Origin of the sequence: Streptomyces sp. NRRL S-1022, assembly GCF_000720135.1 — a bacterium.
GTDB lineage: Bacteria > Actinomycetota > Actinomycetes > Streptomycetales > Streptomycetaceae > Streptomyces.
Map to the genome: position 1 here is coordinate 149,199 of NZ_JOIU01000011.1, position 14,016 is coordinate 163,214.

The 14,016-nt window shown below is 70.2% G+C and carries 12 protein-coding genes and 5 pseudogenes; 12 read left to right on the top strand and 5 right to left on the bottom strand.

All coding sequences use genetic code 11. The features are described from left to right. Positions 1-59: 59 nt before the first annotated feature. Both IG05_RS50590 and IG05_RS0116560 read right to left on the bottom strand, forming a co-directional pair. Positions 60-281, bottom strand: a complete 222-nt coding sequence (locus tag IG05_RS50590; RefSeq protein WP_051789915.1) for a DUF427 domain-containing protein — start codon at positions 279-281, stop codon at positions 60-62. Between the two features lie 485 nt (positions 282-766). Continuing rightward, a complete protein-coding gene (locus IG05_RS0116560; RefSeq protein ID WP_051789918.1) occupies positions 767-1,168 on the bottom strand; it encodes a TraR/DksA family transcriptional regulator in 402 nt (133 codons plus the stop codon). A gap of 244 nt (positions 1,169-1,412) precedes the next feature. Between IG05_RS0116560 and IG05_RS49970 the strand changes: the two are divergent. The 3 genes and pseudogenes from IG05_RS49970 to IG05_RS0116570 all read left to right on the top strand — a co-directional run. Next, a pseudogene (locus IG05_RS49970) lies at positions 1,413-1,640 on the top strand (ATP-binding protein); the annotation flags it as partial. A 257-nt stretch (positions 1,641-1,897) separates the two neighbouring features. Next, on the top strand, positions 1,898-2,299 hold the full coding sequence (locus tag IG05_RS0116565; RefSeq protein ID WP_030343295.1) for a YciI family protein: 402 nt from the start codon (positions 1,898-1,900) through the stop codon (positions 2,297-2,299). 7 nt (positions 2,300-2,306) lie between these two features. Further along, on the top strand, positions 2,307-3,566 hold the full coding sequence (locus IG05_RS0116570; protein ID WP_030343296.1) for an RNA polymerase sigma factor: 1,260 nt from the start codon (positions 2,307-2,309) through the stop codon (positions 3,564-3,566). Between the two features lie 389 nt (positions 3,567-3,955). Here IG05_RS0116570 and IG05_RS0116575 read toward each other — a convergent pair whose 3' ends face one another. Both IG05_RS0116575 and IG05_RS42260 read right to left on the bottom strand, forming a co-directional pair. Continuing rightward, entirely contained in the window at positions 3,956-4,489 is a 534-nt protein-coding gene (locus IG05_RS0116575; RefSeq protein WP_030343297.1) for a 2'-5' RNA ligase family protein, read from the bottom strand. 723 nt (positions 4,490-5,212) lie between these two features. Then, positions 5,213-6,080: pseudogene (locus IG05_RS42260) on the bottom strand (GNAT family N-acetyltransferase); the annotation flags it as partial. Positions 6,081-6,206: 126 nt separating this feature from the next. Here IG05_RS42260 and IG05_RS48395 point away from each other — a divergent pair. The 4 genes and pseudogenes from IG05_RS48395 to IG05_RS0116590 all read left to right on the top strand — a co-directional run bounded on the left by IG05_RS48395 (position 6,207) and on the right by IG05_RS0116590 (position 8,487). Then, positions 6,207-6,395: a transposase gene (locus tag IG05_RS48395; RefSeq protein ID WP_199808325.1), complete on the top strand. Its 189-nt coding sequence runs from the start codon at positions 6,207-6,209 to the stop codon at positions 6,393-6,395. A gap of 77 nt (positions 6,396-6,472) precedes the next feature. After that, a pseudogene (locus IG05_RS49285) lies at positions 6,473-6,614 on the top strand (sirohydrochlorin chelatase); the annotation flags it as partial. A gap of 242 nt (positions 6,615-6,856) precedes the next feature. After that, positions 6,857-7,333 carry a hypothetical protein gene (locus IG05_RS0116585; protein WP_158838910.1) on the top strand — a complete coding sequence of 159 codons (477 nt, stop codon included), beginning with the start codon at positions 6,857-6,859 and terminating at the stop codon, positions 7,331-7,333. A 188-nt stretch (positions 7,334-7,521) separates the two neighbouring features. Beyond that, positions 7,522-8,487 (top strand): hypothetical protein, encoded by a 966-nt coding sequence (locus tag IG05_RS0116590; protein ID WP_030343299.1) that lies wholly within the window; start codon positions 7,522-7,524, stop codon positions 8,485-8,487. 93 nt (positions 8,488-8,580) lie between these two features. Here the strand turns inward: IG05_RS0116590 and IG05_RS47820 are convergent, their stop codons facing one another. Then, positions 8,581-8,754, bottom strand: a complete 174-nt coding sequence (locus tag IG05_RS47820; protein ID WP_158838912.1) for a hypothetical protein — start codon at positions 8,752-8,754, stop codon at positions 8,581-8,583. 404 nt (positions 8,755-9,158) lie between these two features. Between IG05_RS47820 and IG05_RS42270 the strand changes: the two are divergent. The 5 genes and pseudogenes from IG05_RS42270 to IG05_RS45280 all read left to right on the top strand — a co-directional run bounded on the left by IG05_RS42270 (position 9,159) and on the right by IG05_RS45280 (position 13,993). After that, positions 9,159-9,391, top strand: a pseudogene (locus IG05_RS42270) (chaplin). 185 nt (positions 9,392-9,576) lie between these two features. Continuing rightward, positions 9,577-11,208, top strand: coding sequence for a molybdopterin-dependent oxidoreductase (locus tag IG05_RS0116605; protein WP_030343300.1), 1,632 nt, complete (start codon positions 9,577-9,579; stop codon positions 11,206-11,208). A 103-nt stretch (positions 11,209-11,311) separates the two neighbouring features. Beyond that, positions 11,312-11,974 (top strand): fasciclin domain-containing protein, encoded by a 663-nt coding sequence (locus IG05_RS0116610; protein ID WP_030343301.1) that lies wholly within the window; start codon positions 11,312-11,314, stop codon positions 11,972-11,974. A gap of 224 nt (positions 11,975-12,198) precedes the next feature. Continuing rightward, positions 12,199-13,257: pseudogene (locus IG05_RS50595) on the top strand (FAD-dependent oxidoreductase). A gap of 154 nt (positions 13,258-13,411) precedes the next feature. Then, the gene (locus IG05_RS45280) at positions 13,412-13,993 is read left to right on the top strand and encodes a DUF1365 family protein (protein WP_234335904.1); all 582 of its coding nucleotides are present in this window, start codon (positions 13,412-13,414) and stop codon (positions 13,991-13,993) included. Positions 13,994-14,016 lie beyond the last annotated feature (23 nt).

The following is a 14,016-nucleotide window of genomic DNA, read 5'->3' on the forward strand; positions in this document are numbered from 1 at the left end:
TCGCTCATTCGACGGCGGAGGTCTATGCCCTGTTTCGACCAGCCCAGCACCTGCTGCCGTCACCGGCCGTGGGTTTGGGCTCCTCCCTTGAAAGGGCCGCGGATCTCGGGAGTGATCCAGCCTCCGTAGAAGTCGCCCTCCTGTGGCTGCACCGTGTAGCCATCGACGGCGCAGCGGTCCACCCTCCCGGCGTAGAAGGCGACGTGGTCTGCGAGGTCTGCGCAGGGCGGCCGTGGGTCGGGGTAGCTCCACGCGGCGAGGGCACGGATGTCGGATCCCACAGGACGTCCCAGTAGTCAGCCATGCCCTTCCACTCGCACCAGGTGTGGTGGGAGGCGGACCGCGGGGCCGTGGAGGTTCCGCGGGTGTGCCGGTACGGCGGCGCCGCGCTCACGACCATGTCCCTGCTCGGCAACTGGCAGCAGCCAGTCGCACAGCTGCGCAGCAGGCCTAGTGCGACGCAGCTCGGGAACACCCCCGCGTCGGCGGGGAGAACCACGGAAGTCTGCGCGCATCTCGACCTGCGACGGAGCACCCCGCGTCCGCGGGGGTGTTTCCGTAGGAGCGCAACGTCTCGAAGGGCACCAGTGGGTACCTCCTGGCCGACGCGGGGGCGTTCCCGCTTCGGTCCTGGGCGCGCATGGTGTGGGTGGCGTCCTCCCCGCCGACGCGGGGGCGTTCCCGCTTCGGTCCTGGGCGCGCATGGTGTGGGTGGCGTCCTCCCCGCCGACGCGGGGGCTCTCTGACTGCCGGACACTGGCTGGCGTCAAGCGCGGCGTGGGTCGGGCCGGGCGCAGCGGACGCAAGTGGTGGCTGCCGGACGGACCTCTAGGCGTTCGGGCGGAATCGTCCCGCCGCAGCCTTCGCACTGCTCGTACCGTCCCCCTTCGAGTCGTTCCAGTGCCCGGTCCAGTTCTTCCAGGTGCTCGCGCGTCTGCGCCAGCAGGGCTGCGACGTGTGCCCGCTCGAAGGCGGTGGTGCCCCCTTCGGGATCGTGCTCGTCGTCTACCGCGGTCAGGGCGTTCGCCGCGACGATCCCGTCGAAGTCGCGGCTCAGCGCGGCCGCCCGAGCGAGGGTGTCGGCGCGGTCGGCCGCGAGGCGTGCGCGCACGGTCGAGAAGTCGGACGAGCCGGGCTCGTCGTGGCCGTACCGAGGTGTATCACCCATGCTGGGACAACGCAGGTTCACGGTTCCCGATTCCCTGCAGCATGTCGGGACGGTCGAAGCGTGACCGTGCCTGCGCATGAGCGTTATCACGGCATCGCGCTCCCCCACTCCGCGCGAGCCCTGGTGAGGGCCCGGACCTCAGCCTGCCCGGCCCGGGTCCTCACCGCCCACACGCACAACGGGTCAGCACCGCATTTCACACTGACCGGCCGGTCTTCTTCGAGGGTGGCTATGCGGGCGCGGGATGTCGACGCCTTCGCCACCGCGACCGTGGTGCCGCCCGGCTGGCGAGACCAAGTGCTGGAGGCGGTCACCGAAACCCTCGTCACGATCCCGGAAGGACAGGCCCCGGCAACCACTTACCAAGTGCGAATGGATCAAGAAGCGCCTGCCGCTCTTCCTGATCGGCGACTCGGTCACCGGCAAGTCCCACCTGCTCATCGCCCTCGGAAACGAGGCGGCGAGGGCCGGCTGACGTGCCTACCTCCGCTCCCCCGGGCACACCCAGCCCAACGCCAGAGCCGCGCGAAAACGTTCGCACCAGCGTGGTGGCCCGCGGGTTCACGGACGGGCGCGGCAGAGGGCGCGGACGGTTGTCGGACGGGTTGTCGGCGGCCGCTAAGTTTTCTCTCGGATTCCGGCCGAGGATGTCGAAAACGCCGGGCGGGCTTCTACCAACCCGTGACAGCCCCCGCCCGGGACGGGCACGACGAACGATGGAGCAGAACCATGAAGTACATGCTGCTGATGCAGTTCAGCGAGAAGAGCGTCGACTTCCCCAAGCTCGACGAGTGGAAGCCCGAGGAGATCCAAACCCACATCCAGTTCATGAAACAGACCAATGTCGGCTTGGCCGCCGCCGGTGAGCTGGTTGACGCCCAGGGCCTGGCCATGCCGGAGACCGCCCGGATCGTGCGCTCCCACAGCGGCGGCGCGCCGGTCGTCACCGAGGGCCCGTTCCCGGAGTCCAAGGAGTGGGTGGCCGGCTGGTGGATCGTGGACTGCGACACCGAGCAGCGGGCGATCGAGATCGCCGCCGCCGTCTCCGCCGCTCCCGGCCCGGGCGGGCGGCCGCTCAACATGCCGATCGAGGTGCGCCAAGTCATGGTGGCCCCGCCCACCGAGCTGTGAACCCCCTATGACGACCTTCGAACCAGCCGTCGACGACCTGCTGCGCACGCTCGCGCCGCAGGTCGTCGGCGTGCTCACCCGCCGCTGGGGGGACTTCGCCGCCGCCGAGGACGCCGTCCAGGAGGCCCTGCTGGACGCCGCCACCCAGTGGCCGGCCGAGGGGGCGCCGCGCAACCCGCGCGGCTGGCTGATTCAGGTCGCCAGTCGCCGGATGACCGAGCAGGTCCGCAGCGAGCAGGCCCGCCATCGGCGCGAGGAGCTGGTGGCTGGGCAGATCCCGGCCGACCGGCGGTCCGCACCGGGAGCCGACGCTGGAGACGAGGGTGCGCATGACGACACCCTCACGCTGCTGTTCCTGTGCTGCCACCCTGTGCTGTCGCCGGCCTCGGCGATCGCGCTCACCCTCCGCTCGGTCGGCGGGCTGACCACGGGCGAGATCGCCCGCGCCTTCCTCGTCCCCGAGGCGACCATGGGGCAGCGGATCAGCCGCGCCAAGCAACGGATCAAAGCCTCCGGGGTGCCGTTCCGGATGCCGGATGACGCCGAGTGGCCGGCCCGGCTGGACGCGGTGCTGCACGTCCTCTACCTGATCTTCAACGAGGGCTACACCAGCAGTACCGGCCCCCAGTTGCGGCGCGTCGAACTCTCCCGGGAGGCGATCCGCCTCGCCCGGGCCGTCCACACGCTGCTGCCGGACAACGCCGAAGTGGCCGGCCTGCTCGCGCTGATGCTGCTCACCGAGGCGCGCGGGCCCGCCCGCACCAGCCCGGACGGCGAACTCGTCCCGCTCGCCGAGCAGGACCGAAGCCGCTGGGACACAGCCGCGATCGCCGAGGGCGTCGCACTGATCACCGCCGCCCTGCCGCGCGGCCCGGTCGGCCCGTACCAGGTGCAGGCGGCAATCGCGGCCGTCCACGACGAGGCGCCCACCGCCGCCGACACGGACTGGCCCCAGATCCTCGCCCTGTACGGAGTGCTCGCCCGCATCTCCGACAACCCGCTGATCACCCTGAACCGGGCGGTCGCCGCCGCCATGGTGGACGGCCCCGCCGCCGGCCTCGCCCTGCTCGCCGACCCACCGCCCGCGCTCGCCGACCACCACCGGCTGTACGCCGTCCGCGCCCATCTGCACGCACTCGCCGGGGAAAGGGAGGCCGCCATCGCCGACTACCGCACCGCCGCCCGCCGCACCACCAGCCTCCCGGAGCGGCACCACCTCAGCCTGCGCGCCGCCCGACTGGCCGCGCGAGCGGGAACGGGAAGGTGAGCCATCGGTCAAAGCTCGGTGAGGCAGGGTGTGTCATCGGAGGTTGAGCTTGTGCCACACCGTGTACGCGGCCGCACGTTCGACGACGATGCCTGGAGGTGCGGCGGGGCTGTGCTCGGCACTGGCGGGGGTCAGAGGGAACCGGACTGCCATGCCCTCGGCATCATCGAGCGGCTGATGGTGTCACGCTCCGGGCGGCACAAGAGATCGCACTCGACATGTGGGAAACCGGCTATGGGCTGGCCTCGAGCATCGCCTACGGCAGCGCCGACCGCCCCAGCGAGGCATTCAGGACCCGCCGCGCAGGTGGGGGTCCGTCCCGATCGGCGTCGGTCCGGCTCCGGATCATCGTCGAGTTCGGGCCGGCAGCCGAAAGGCCGATGCGTTGTTCAGGGACGGGGCTCCAGCATCTCCAGAGCGCCGGTCTCGGGGTCGTAGCTGCGCAGGCTGACGAGCCGGGCCGACAGCGGGGGCGTCGGCAGCAGCTCGCTGACCCTCCGGTCGGCGAAGGCACCAGCCCGCCGGGTCCGGCCGAGGGTGATGTGTGGTACCCAGCGCCCGGGCTCATGCAAGGGGTTCAGGGTCGCGGGCGGGCTGTCCGAGGCCACCGCCTCCCACACCCGTCGGTGCAAGTCGGCCAGGGCGGAGTCGAGGTCCAGCGCCCAGGCCAGTACCGAAGTGGGCCGCTCGAAGCGGATCACGCCTCTGAACCGCGTCGGCAGTGGCAGGGCGGTAGCCACCTCGGCGAGTTCCCAGCGGATCGGGGCGGTCAACTCCGGGCAGGCGGCCAGAGTGAGGTGCGGGCTGTTGGTCGGCGAGCGGTGCCGCGCCTGACTGGGCAGCCCCGCCTCCATCAGCCGCCGCCAGGTCTCCCGAACCGCTAGCTCTGCCGCCTCATCCAACAGGAGCTCGACCGTGCGCACCGTCGCAGCCTACCGGCTATTCGCATGCGGGTCCGCCGCCGATCGGACGGCAAGGTCGGGGCTCGGCTTAGGCCGCGGGACGGCATGCGCAAGCCATCGGGCCATGCTGTACGGCCCGGCATCGCGCCGGTGACCACCCGGATCGGGCTGCATCCCGGAGCAGGACCTTCCATGAGCGGCACGGCATTACCACGGAGGCGAGGAGCCCGCCGGCCCAGAGAGTGGTCTCGGCGAGCAGGCGGTGGTGGACCTCGTCGAGTACGGCGTGAGTCCCGCGCAGGTTGTCCCAAACCGGGATCGATGGTGTGCCGTGGCTGGTCCCTGTCAGCAGCCCGGGCAGCGGCTGGGACGCGCCTTCAGCCCGGGCCTTTGGGCTATGGCCGTCCAGGCTGGGGCGCCACCCGCAGTGGGAACCGTGCCGGAGCGGCGAAGCCGCCGTCGGTGTGGTCGGCGGTATGTGCCGCGATGTCAATCCACGACTGGGGCCGTCGCCCGTGGGGAATCCTTGCCCTGCCGCTCGGCGGTGAGGACGCCGTCCTGACCGGCGAGACCACCATCCGCTGCCACGCCGCTGCCGACAACTCGCTGCTCTGGCAGGTCCAGGGCTTCCCCGGCAGCCGCAAAACCTCCCGGAGCCGCGCCACCCTGGGCGAACTGGCCGGTCCGGTTCCGCCACCCGCCTTCCGGCACTTCCTCACCCCGCGCGACGAGCCCTCATCCGCAGGAGCGGTGCGGATTCGCGGTCCCGGTGTACAACCGGGCAGTCTCCGCGCCGTGCTCACGGAGAGATCGCAATCCGTCCAGCAGCATGGCCCGCCCCAGTCCCAGACGCCTCGACTCTGCCCGGACCCTCAATTCCTCGACTTCGCCCACGGTGTGGTCATGCCGGCGGATGGAGCACAGGGCGACGCCCGCCATCCGATCATCATCCCAAGCGGCTCGCCAGCAGGTCGGGGCGGCCCGGGCGAGGAAGCTCTCGAACGTCCACTTCTCGGTGAAGGCAACATTCGCATACGAGTCAACGACCGTCTTCCAGGCCGCGTGGTAACTGGTCGGCTCGGCGGCACCCACTCCGATGCCGGCCGGCAACTGACCGTTGTGCTCGGGTAGCCGTCGGAGATCGGCCAGTTCCAGCTCCTCTTCGGAGACCATGGCGTTCGCGCCGAACACGGCCGTACGTGCGGTTCCATCTTGCTGCGCGAGCCGACGGATACGGCTCTCGGCCCAGTTGACCATGTCTGAGCCGATGCCCCCGCCGCGGTGCTCGGGCAGCAGGTAGCCACGGTGCAGGCACAGCCATGTCCCGTCCCGCTCCTGCCACCACCTGACCGTCACGTAGCCGACGATGTCACCGTTGCGCTCCACCAAGACCTGGTTCCCGGACGGGTCGTCCAGCTCGGCCGAGACTTCGGCGATCTCGGCTGCCGTCGGAACTCCCTCCACCACCGAGCGAGCGTCGACCCATCCCGCCCTGCACAGCCCAGCCGCACAGCGGCCATCGCGCCGTGGTCTGCGTTGCCGCGATACGGCCGGAAGAGATAGCTGGGCATCGTCCCGGCGATCCATGGCCGTTGCCACTGTTCACGCCCATACCAAGGCCTCCCGATATGCCGGACATGCGGTCAGCGAGCGTAGGCCGTGCCGATCGGACAACCGAACTCGTTTTCCGCAGCATGACCATTCGCGGGCACCTGACTGACGCGCAGTGGGAACGGCTGTGGCCGTTCCTGCCGGTGAGCAACAGGCGTTGTGGCAGGGGGCGGATCACCGGCAGGTGATCGACGGGATGCTGCACCGGGTGCGCACCAGCGTTCAGTGGCGTGATCTGCCCGAGCGGTTCGGACCGTGGAAGACCGTCTGTGAGTGCCCTCGCGCACGGCGCGGTTGCAGTCGTCAACGCCGGTAGCCGTACGCCACGAAGTGCTGATCTTGAGTCCGGTGCTCGGCACGACAAGCCCGTCCTCCTCGTCGTCGCCCATGGCAGCCGTGCGGAAGCTGCGTTCCCGCGGCTGCGAGCGGGTTGCCGTCGCTCCGTACGTCCCGGCCCCCGCCCTTCCTGCCGGACCGCATCGCACGGGGCGAGGCCGGGGCGCATGTGCTCGTCGGCGTGCTCGCTCCGGCTCCGGTAGCGGGTACCTCCTGGGGCGATTCGACGAGGCGACGCCGCGGCATTCGCTCCGGTACATCGCCTGACATTTCCGTGTCCGTCACCTGGTGACGGGGCATCCGACTGTCGTTACATATTCACGCGGACGCCGCCTGCATAAATTGTGCCGAAAATAGAACCTCAGAGAACACTCAACTCAGTTGCCGCCTCACCCGTTCACGCGGAAGGATGATCACACAAGCCGAAGAACGGGGAACACGGTGAACATAAGCAAGAAATGGCTGACCACTTTGGCGGCTCCGGTCGCCGCCGGAATCCTTCTGACCGGCATGGCGGCCCCGCAGGCGTCCGCCGCCGCGCACAAGGCGGACGCCACCTGCTCGGCCGCGCTCAATCCCACGGCGGACGCCAAGATCAAGGTGCGGACGTACTACACCAAGAAGACGAGCACGACCTGGCAGCACCTGAGCCGGTACTTCTACCCGAGCAGCCACGGCATCAAGAAGTCCCGCTCGGACACGGACGTGGCCAGTTGGCTGCTCGTCGGCTCCAGCCGGAAGGGCTGGGAACACGAGAAGCCCGGTTCGATCCGCTGGGACATGATCTCGTACGGCTATGACTACCCCAAGGGCCAGCGTCCCGTGACCAAGAAGGGCAAGACCCGTCTGGTCGTCCACGGCTGGTACGCGCTCGACACCTGGCCGACCGAGTGCAAGGCCCAGTCCTGGGTGTTCTAGTCCGCCGACCGTCGCGTGGGTGCGCAGCGGCGCTGCGCACCCACGCGGTGTCCCTGACACCGGAAAAACGCATGAGCACCCAGAAAAGGCTTTTCGTACTGGCTTCGGCATTGAGCGGACTTCTTCTCGCCACCGGATGCACTGCACCGTCGGCATCTAAAGCAGCGCCCGCCGGAAACCGTTCCATCGTGCTGGCCGACGGTGATTCCAGTGGTTACATCACGTACGACACGGAGCATGAGGTACTGGCGGGATACACGAAGGACGGCAGCGAGAAATGGCGCGAGAGCCGCTATTTCCCCACCGACGTGCACTGCGCGGGTTCCTGCCCGAACGCCGTCATATCGGCGACCGTCGACATGAACGAGCGGGAGACGCGGACGCACACCGTCTGGAAGACCGGAGCCGCCTCCACGGTCCGCACGTCGCCCAGCCGTTCCCTGGTCGTCCACTGGGCGAAGGACCGGGACACCTGGGTCGCGACGGACGAGTCCTCGATCACCTGGTCGCAGTCCGGGAGACTCCACAGCAAGAAGTTCGCCGCAGGGGTCGGCGACGCGATGGGGCGGGTCTCCGACGACGGGAGCACGCTGGTCGTCTCCGTCCAGCCCGGTTCCGCGAAGACCTGGAGCGCCTACCGCTTCCGGCTCACGGGCGCCCGGCTGTCACCGGTCCTGGTCTCCGACGCCCTGCCCGGAAGCATCGGCTGCCTGTCCCGGCAACGCGAGTCCATGTGGACGCTCGGCGACAAGGCCGTCGAGTTCGACCTGGCGACCGGCAGAAAGCTCCGTGAGATCCCGCAGTTCCTCAGTGACTGCGCCAGCTCCCGGAACACGACCGTGCTCGGGGCGTTCTCGGCGGGAACTGACGAGGCGCGACAGACGATCTCCCTCGCCCCCGCCAACCGGTCCGCACCCCCGCGCACGACCACGGCGAACAGCGACGGCGAGATCGGCGTCTTCCGTGACTGCGGCGTCTTCCTGTCGGACGGCCGGGTGACGACCCTGTCGGCGGCCGGCGACCGGCAGCCGACACAGATCAGCGCCCACAGCGTGCTGACCACCCCCGACGGCCTGATCTACAGCATCGGCCCGTCCGGCAAACCGGAGCGGCACGGCATCACAGCGAACGAACGGCATTGCCGCGTCGCGTAACCCCGCGACGTGCTCCTCACCTCCATGCAGTGTGCGGTGGCCGCCACGGCGCCGCCTGGCGGCGGGTCCCAACGGCTCACCGGCCGTGGGCGCTCACTGGCCGAGGGCGTTCACGTGCTGCTGGGTGCAGGTGAGGCTGCCGGTGCCCGCGACGGACACCCCGATGGCCATCGTCTCCAGCGCCGTGCGGATCCGGTCCCGGTCGAGCGGCGGGCCGTCCGCGGCGGACCACGCCAGTTCACGCTGGACGGCGTCCCCGCTGGGCATGGCCCTGGGTACGGGGCGTGCGGCATCTCCCCGAGCCGGCCGCCGAGTTGCATCAGCACGTCCAGGTCCGCGATGCCGGGGGTGATCCCGGTCGCGCCGCGGTCGCCGTAGGGGGGCGGCACCGACCGCGACGACGAGACGCGCGACCGTCCAGGGCCGGCCGGGATCACCGGCCACCCCTGCGAACGCTTGGTCGTGCCAGGCGACGGACCATGCAGGCTCGACGGCCTTCACCCAGCGCGATTGTGTAGCGCGATCGGGTGATCCAGGCGGCCTGAGCAGTCCGCGCCCATGATGGCAGCGGAATACCGGTGCCTGGTCGCGGAACGCGGCCGGCTGGCGGTGACTGCCGCTGTCACACGGGGGAAGGGAACGTGAACATGGCATACCTGCGGTCTCGGGGGATGCGGAGTGCAGGTCTGGTGGCCGCCGCGGGCGCGGCGGTGCTCGGCGGCGCGGCGGCTGTGCCGGCCGACAGCGGTGCGCAGGGGTGGTGATCGGCTCGCCCGGTGTGCTGTCGGGCAACGTGATTCAGGTCCCGGTCGACGTTCCGGTCAACGCCTGCGGCAACACCGTCGACGTGATCGGCTTGCTGAACCCGGCCTTTGGCAACGGCTGCGTCAACACCGGCATGTGACGCACCAGACGCTTCCGTGGACAGGCTATTGCCCTGTTCCGTCCCTCACGCAGGGAATCCGGTTCTGCCCGTCGGTTTCGGCCGGGTGATCCGTTGCGGAACGCCTGGGGTATTGGTCCCGGTTCATTTTTCACCTGATCAGGTCTGGGACCCATCCGCCCGGCGGGCAGAACCGGATTCCCTGCGTGAGGGACGAAGAGAAGGATCAGCGAGTACGGCCAGGTCTGCCGCGTCTGGCGCTGGGTGCGCTGAGCGGGGCGCTGGCCGGCTTCGCCGCACTGGCGGTGGCCGAGCTGGTCGCGGCACCGGTGCGTCAGCAGTCCAGTCCGGTGATCGCGGTGGGCGGCGCGTCCATCGACGCCACGCCCGCCCCGGTCAAGGACTGGGCGATCCGCCACTTCGGCACCAACGACAAGCTGGTACTGCAGCTCGGCATCCTCGGCGTGCTGGCCGTATCGGCTGTGGCGCTGGGTGTGCTGACGGTGCGGTTTCGGCGGGTCGGAGCCGCCGGGGTCCTTCTCTCCGGGGTCATCGGGGCAGCGGCTGCCGTCAGCCGGCCCAACTCCACCGGCATCGCCGACGCACTGCCCTCCATCGGGGGGGCTGCTACGGGGGCTCTGCTCCTGTACGTTCTGGTGGGCCGCCTGACCGCGGTGAGGCGATCCCCGGCGTCGGTACCCGAGCCCGTGCCGGGGGAAGCGCCGGGCGGTCTGACGGCATCCGCGGGATGGGACCGGCGAGGGTTCGTCCTGGCCGCCGCATCAGCCGCAGCTGCTTCTGCTGCTGTGGGCGCGGTCGGCCGGTCACTGAACGCCTCACACGGCCAGGACGCGATCGCCTCACGTAACGCGCTCGTACTGCCGGCACCCGGGTCACCCGCACAACCGGTGCCCAAGAGGGCCGCACTGCGCGTCCCCGGGATCAGCCCCTTCGTCACCCCGAACAAGGATTTCTACCGGGTGGACACCGCACTGGTGGTGCCCGAAGTGGACGCCAGGACCTGGCGGCTGCGCGTCCACGGCAAGGGCGTGCGCCGCCCGGCCACCTACTCCTTCGACGACCTGCTGCACAGGGAGCTGATCGAGCGGGACATCACCCTGACCTGTGTCTCCAACGAGGTCGGCGGCCCGTATGCAGGCAACGCTCGCTGGACCGGAGTACGACTGGCCGGCCTGCTCACCGAATGCGGAGTCGAGTCACCGTCCCAAGGAGGGCGGGCGGACCAGTTGGTGGCCCGCTCGGTGGACGGCATGACGATCGGCAGCCCGGTCGAGGACGTCATGGACGGCCGGGACGCCATGCTCGCGCTCGGCATGAACGGTGAGCCGCTGCCCTTCGAACACGGCTTCCCCGTTCGTATGGTGGTCCCCGGCTTGTACGGCTTCGTGTCGGCCTGCAAGTGGATCGAGGACATCGAGCTCACCACCTTCGATTCCTACGATCCCTACTGGGTCAAGCGGGGCTGGGCCCGCAGGGCCCCGATCAAGACCGAGTCCCGGATCGACACCCCCAAGCCCTTCGCCCGGCCCAAGGCCGGCACGGTGATGGTCGCCGGGGTCGCCTGGGCCCAGCGCCGGGGCATCGACAAGGTCGAGGTCCGTATCGACGACGGCCCCTGGCAGGAGGCCCATCTCGCCGCCGAGGACACCCGCGACACCTGGCGCCAGTGGTCGCTTCCCTGGCAGGCCACCAAAGGCGGGCACACCCTGACCGTGCGCGCCACCGACCGGACCGGCGGAGTGCAGACCGGTAGACGCACCCGCACCATCCCCGACGGCGCCAGCGGCTGGCACTCCGTGGTCGTGACCGTCGACTGACCACCCTCCCCCATGACAAGGGTCCCGTGGCCCTTTTGCGAACCACCTTTCCGTGACAACCCCGAACGCAGCAGAACCCTGCGCGATTCGACAGGAGAACATGATGAACACCCGTATCCGCCGTACCACCGGTGTCCTCGCCGCCGCTGTCGTGCTGCCCTTGGCCCTGAGTGCCTGCTCCAGCGGCAGCAGCGACTCGGGCAAGTCCGACTCCTCCGACAAGGCGTCGGCACCGGCCACCAAGAGCAGCGACGGCATGGACGGCACGACGGAGTCCGCGAGCAGCATGAACCAGCCATTCGGCCCCGCCTGTTCCACCGTGCCGAAGAACGGTGCCGGCTCCTTCGACGGCATGGCCAAGGACCCGGTCGCCACCGCCGCCTCCAACAACCAGGCCCTGTCCACCCTCGTGAGCGCGGTGAAGAAGGCCGGCTTGGTCGACACCCTCAACAACGCCCAGAACATCACCGTGTTCGCCCCGACCGACGACGCCTTCAAGAAGATCCCGAAGGCCACTCTGGACAAGGTCCTGAACGACAAGGCCGAGCTGACGAAGATCCTCACTTACCACGTCGTCGGCCGGAAGCTCACGCCGAGGGACCTTCAGAACGGCTCCTTCGACACGCTGGAGAAGTCGAAGGTGACGGCCTCCGGCTTGGGCGAGTCCTACACGGTCAACGACGCCGCCAAGGTCGTCTGCGGCAACGTCAAGACCGCCAACGCCAACGTGTACATCATCGACACCGTGCTGATGCCGAAGAGCTGACGCCTGTGCGGGCCGAGGACGCACGCCACGCCCGGTCACCTTGACGGAAGCGACCGGCCGACGCCCGGTCTTCGCGCCGTGGCATCCGCCGGCCGCCCAACGGGCAGAGCCCGCCGGATTCGAACCAGAGGCTGGTCCGCAGGCCTCGGATCCTGCGGACCAGCCTCTGCCGGTGCCGTTCCATCCGTCCGTCCGTCCGTCCGTCCGGAGAGGGATGCACCACCATGGACCGAACACGCGAACCGAGGCCGAGCGGGCCGACAGCGGATGCCGGAGACCTGCGCCGTACGGCCGTCATCGGCAGGGGGGGCGGGACCGACCGCCGCGTACATCCGGCCCCCGCCGCCCACGACGCCACCCTCTACGAGGCCGACGACCGCCTCGGCGGCCACGCCCGCACCCACGACCTCACGGGGGTCGACGGGCGCACGCACCGTGCGGACTCCGTTTCATCGTGCACACCCGCCGCACCTCCCGCCGGTGTGAGGGCTGCGGCCTGGAGTACGCCGGCGCCCGGGGCCCGCGCGCGCTGCCCGCCCAGCCGTACACCATCCTGCGCGGCCCCTACCTGCGGTATCGCGCTTCCACCGGGGCCACCCACCGTCTCATCGAGACGGGCGCCGACGACATCCTCACGCTCGGTGCCTCCCTGGCTCGGGCCGGCTTCTCGTCCTACTTCCGGGCCCACTTCATGACGCGCATGCTTTCGGTGAGCGGGTCACCGGTGTGGCGGACCGTCACGGGCGGCTCGGCAACGTGCGTCGACCGAATCGCGGCCCGCCTGCACGAGGTACGCGCCGGCACCCCCCGACGGCCCGTGGTCCGGCATACGGACGGCGTGGACGTGACCAACGGCGACGGGACCGCTACCTTCTACGATCACGTAGTCGTCGCCGCACACCCCGATCAGGCACTGCGGCTGCTCGGCGACGCGACCTCGGACGAGAGGGAAATCCTCGGCGCCTTCCGCTACTCCCGCAACGCCCCCCTGCTCCACACCGACACCTCCCTGCTTCCGCGGACGCGCGGGGCGCGCCGCATGGAACCACTTGATGCCCACGTGCGGGGCCAGGCGCAGGCCGGGTGCGGGACAGCTACGACATGAACCGGTGGCAATGACTCGACGCCCCGTGCACACAACCGAGTCGGTCGCCTCCCAGCGCCGACTGCCCGAACCGACCACGGTTGCGCCCGCGTTCGCGGGCACCCACCACGGCTGGCGGTTCCACGATGACGGCTGCCACAGCGGCGTCAAGGCCGCCGCCCTGGGGGTGGGGTGGTGACCGCCCAGTCCGCCCGGCGAGCGCCACGGTCGGGGCCGCCCGCCCTGTACCAGTGCACGATCACCCACCTGTGCCGGGCGCCCCGCCGCACCGCACCTACCTGTAGCTGATCGACCTCGACCACACGCCAGCGCTGCCTCGGCTGCTCCGGCCGCTGGCCCGCTACCGCGCCCGCGCCCGCGACCCCTTCACCGGACGTGCCCCGCCGATCCGGGACGCACTGGACGGCTTCCTGGGCGAGCACGGCATCGACCTGCAAGGCGACCGGGTGCTGATACTCTCGCTCGCCCGGATTCCCGGGCATGTCGTCAATCCGATCACCCTGTTCTGGTGTCACAGCCGCGACGGCGGCTTGCGCTGTGCGGTGGCCGAGGTCCACAACACCTACGGCGAGCGCCACGCCTACCTGCTGCACACCGACGAGACCGGCACCGCCACCACGATCGCCATGGGCTGTTACGTGTCACCGTTCCACCCGGCCGACGGCCACCACGAGATGCGACTCCCGTCGCCCGGCGAACACCTGCGCCTGTCCGTCCGCCTCCAGCGCCCCGGCAGCTCGCCCTTCACGGCCCCGGTACACGTCACGCGCCGCGAGGCCACGGCCCCGTCCGGCTGCGCCTGGCCCTGCGTCATCCCTGGTCGGACGTACGGATCGTCAACGAGCCGGCGCCCGAGCCGTGGACGTGGTCCGTGCCGCCCGCACCGCCGGGCGTGCCGCCACGTATCCCACTGACACGGCCACCGTCACGGTCGCCG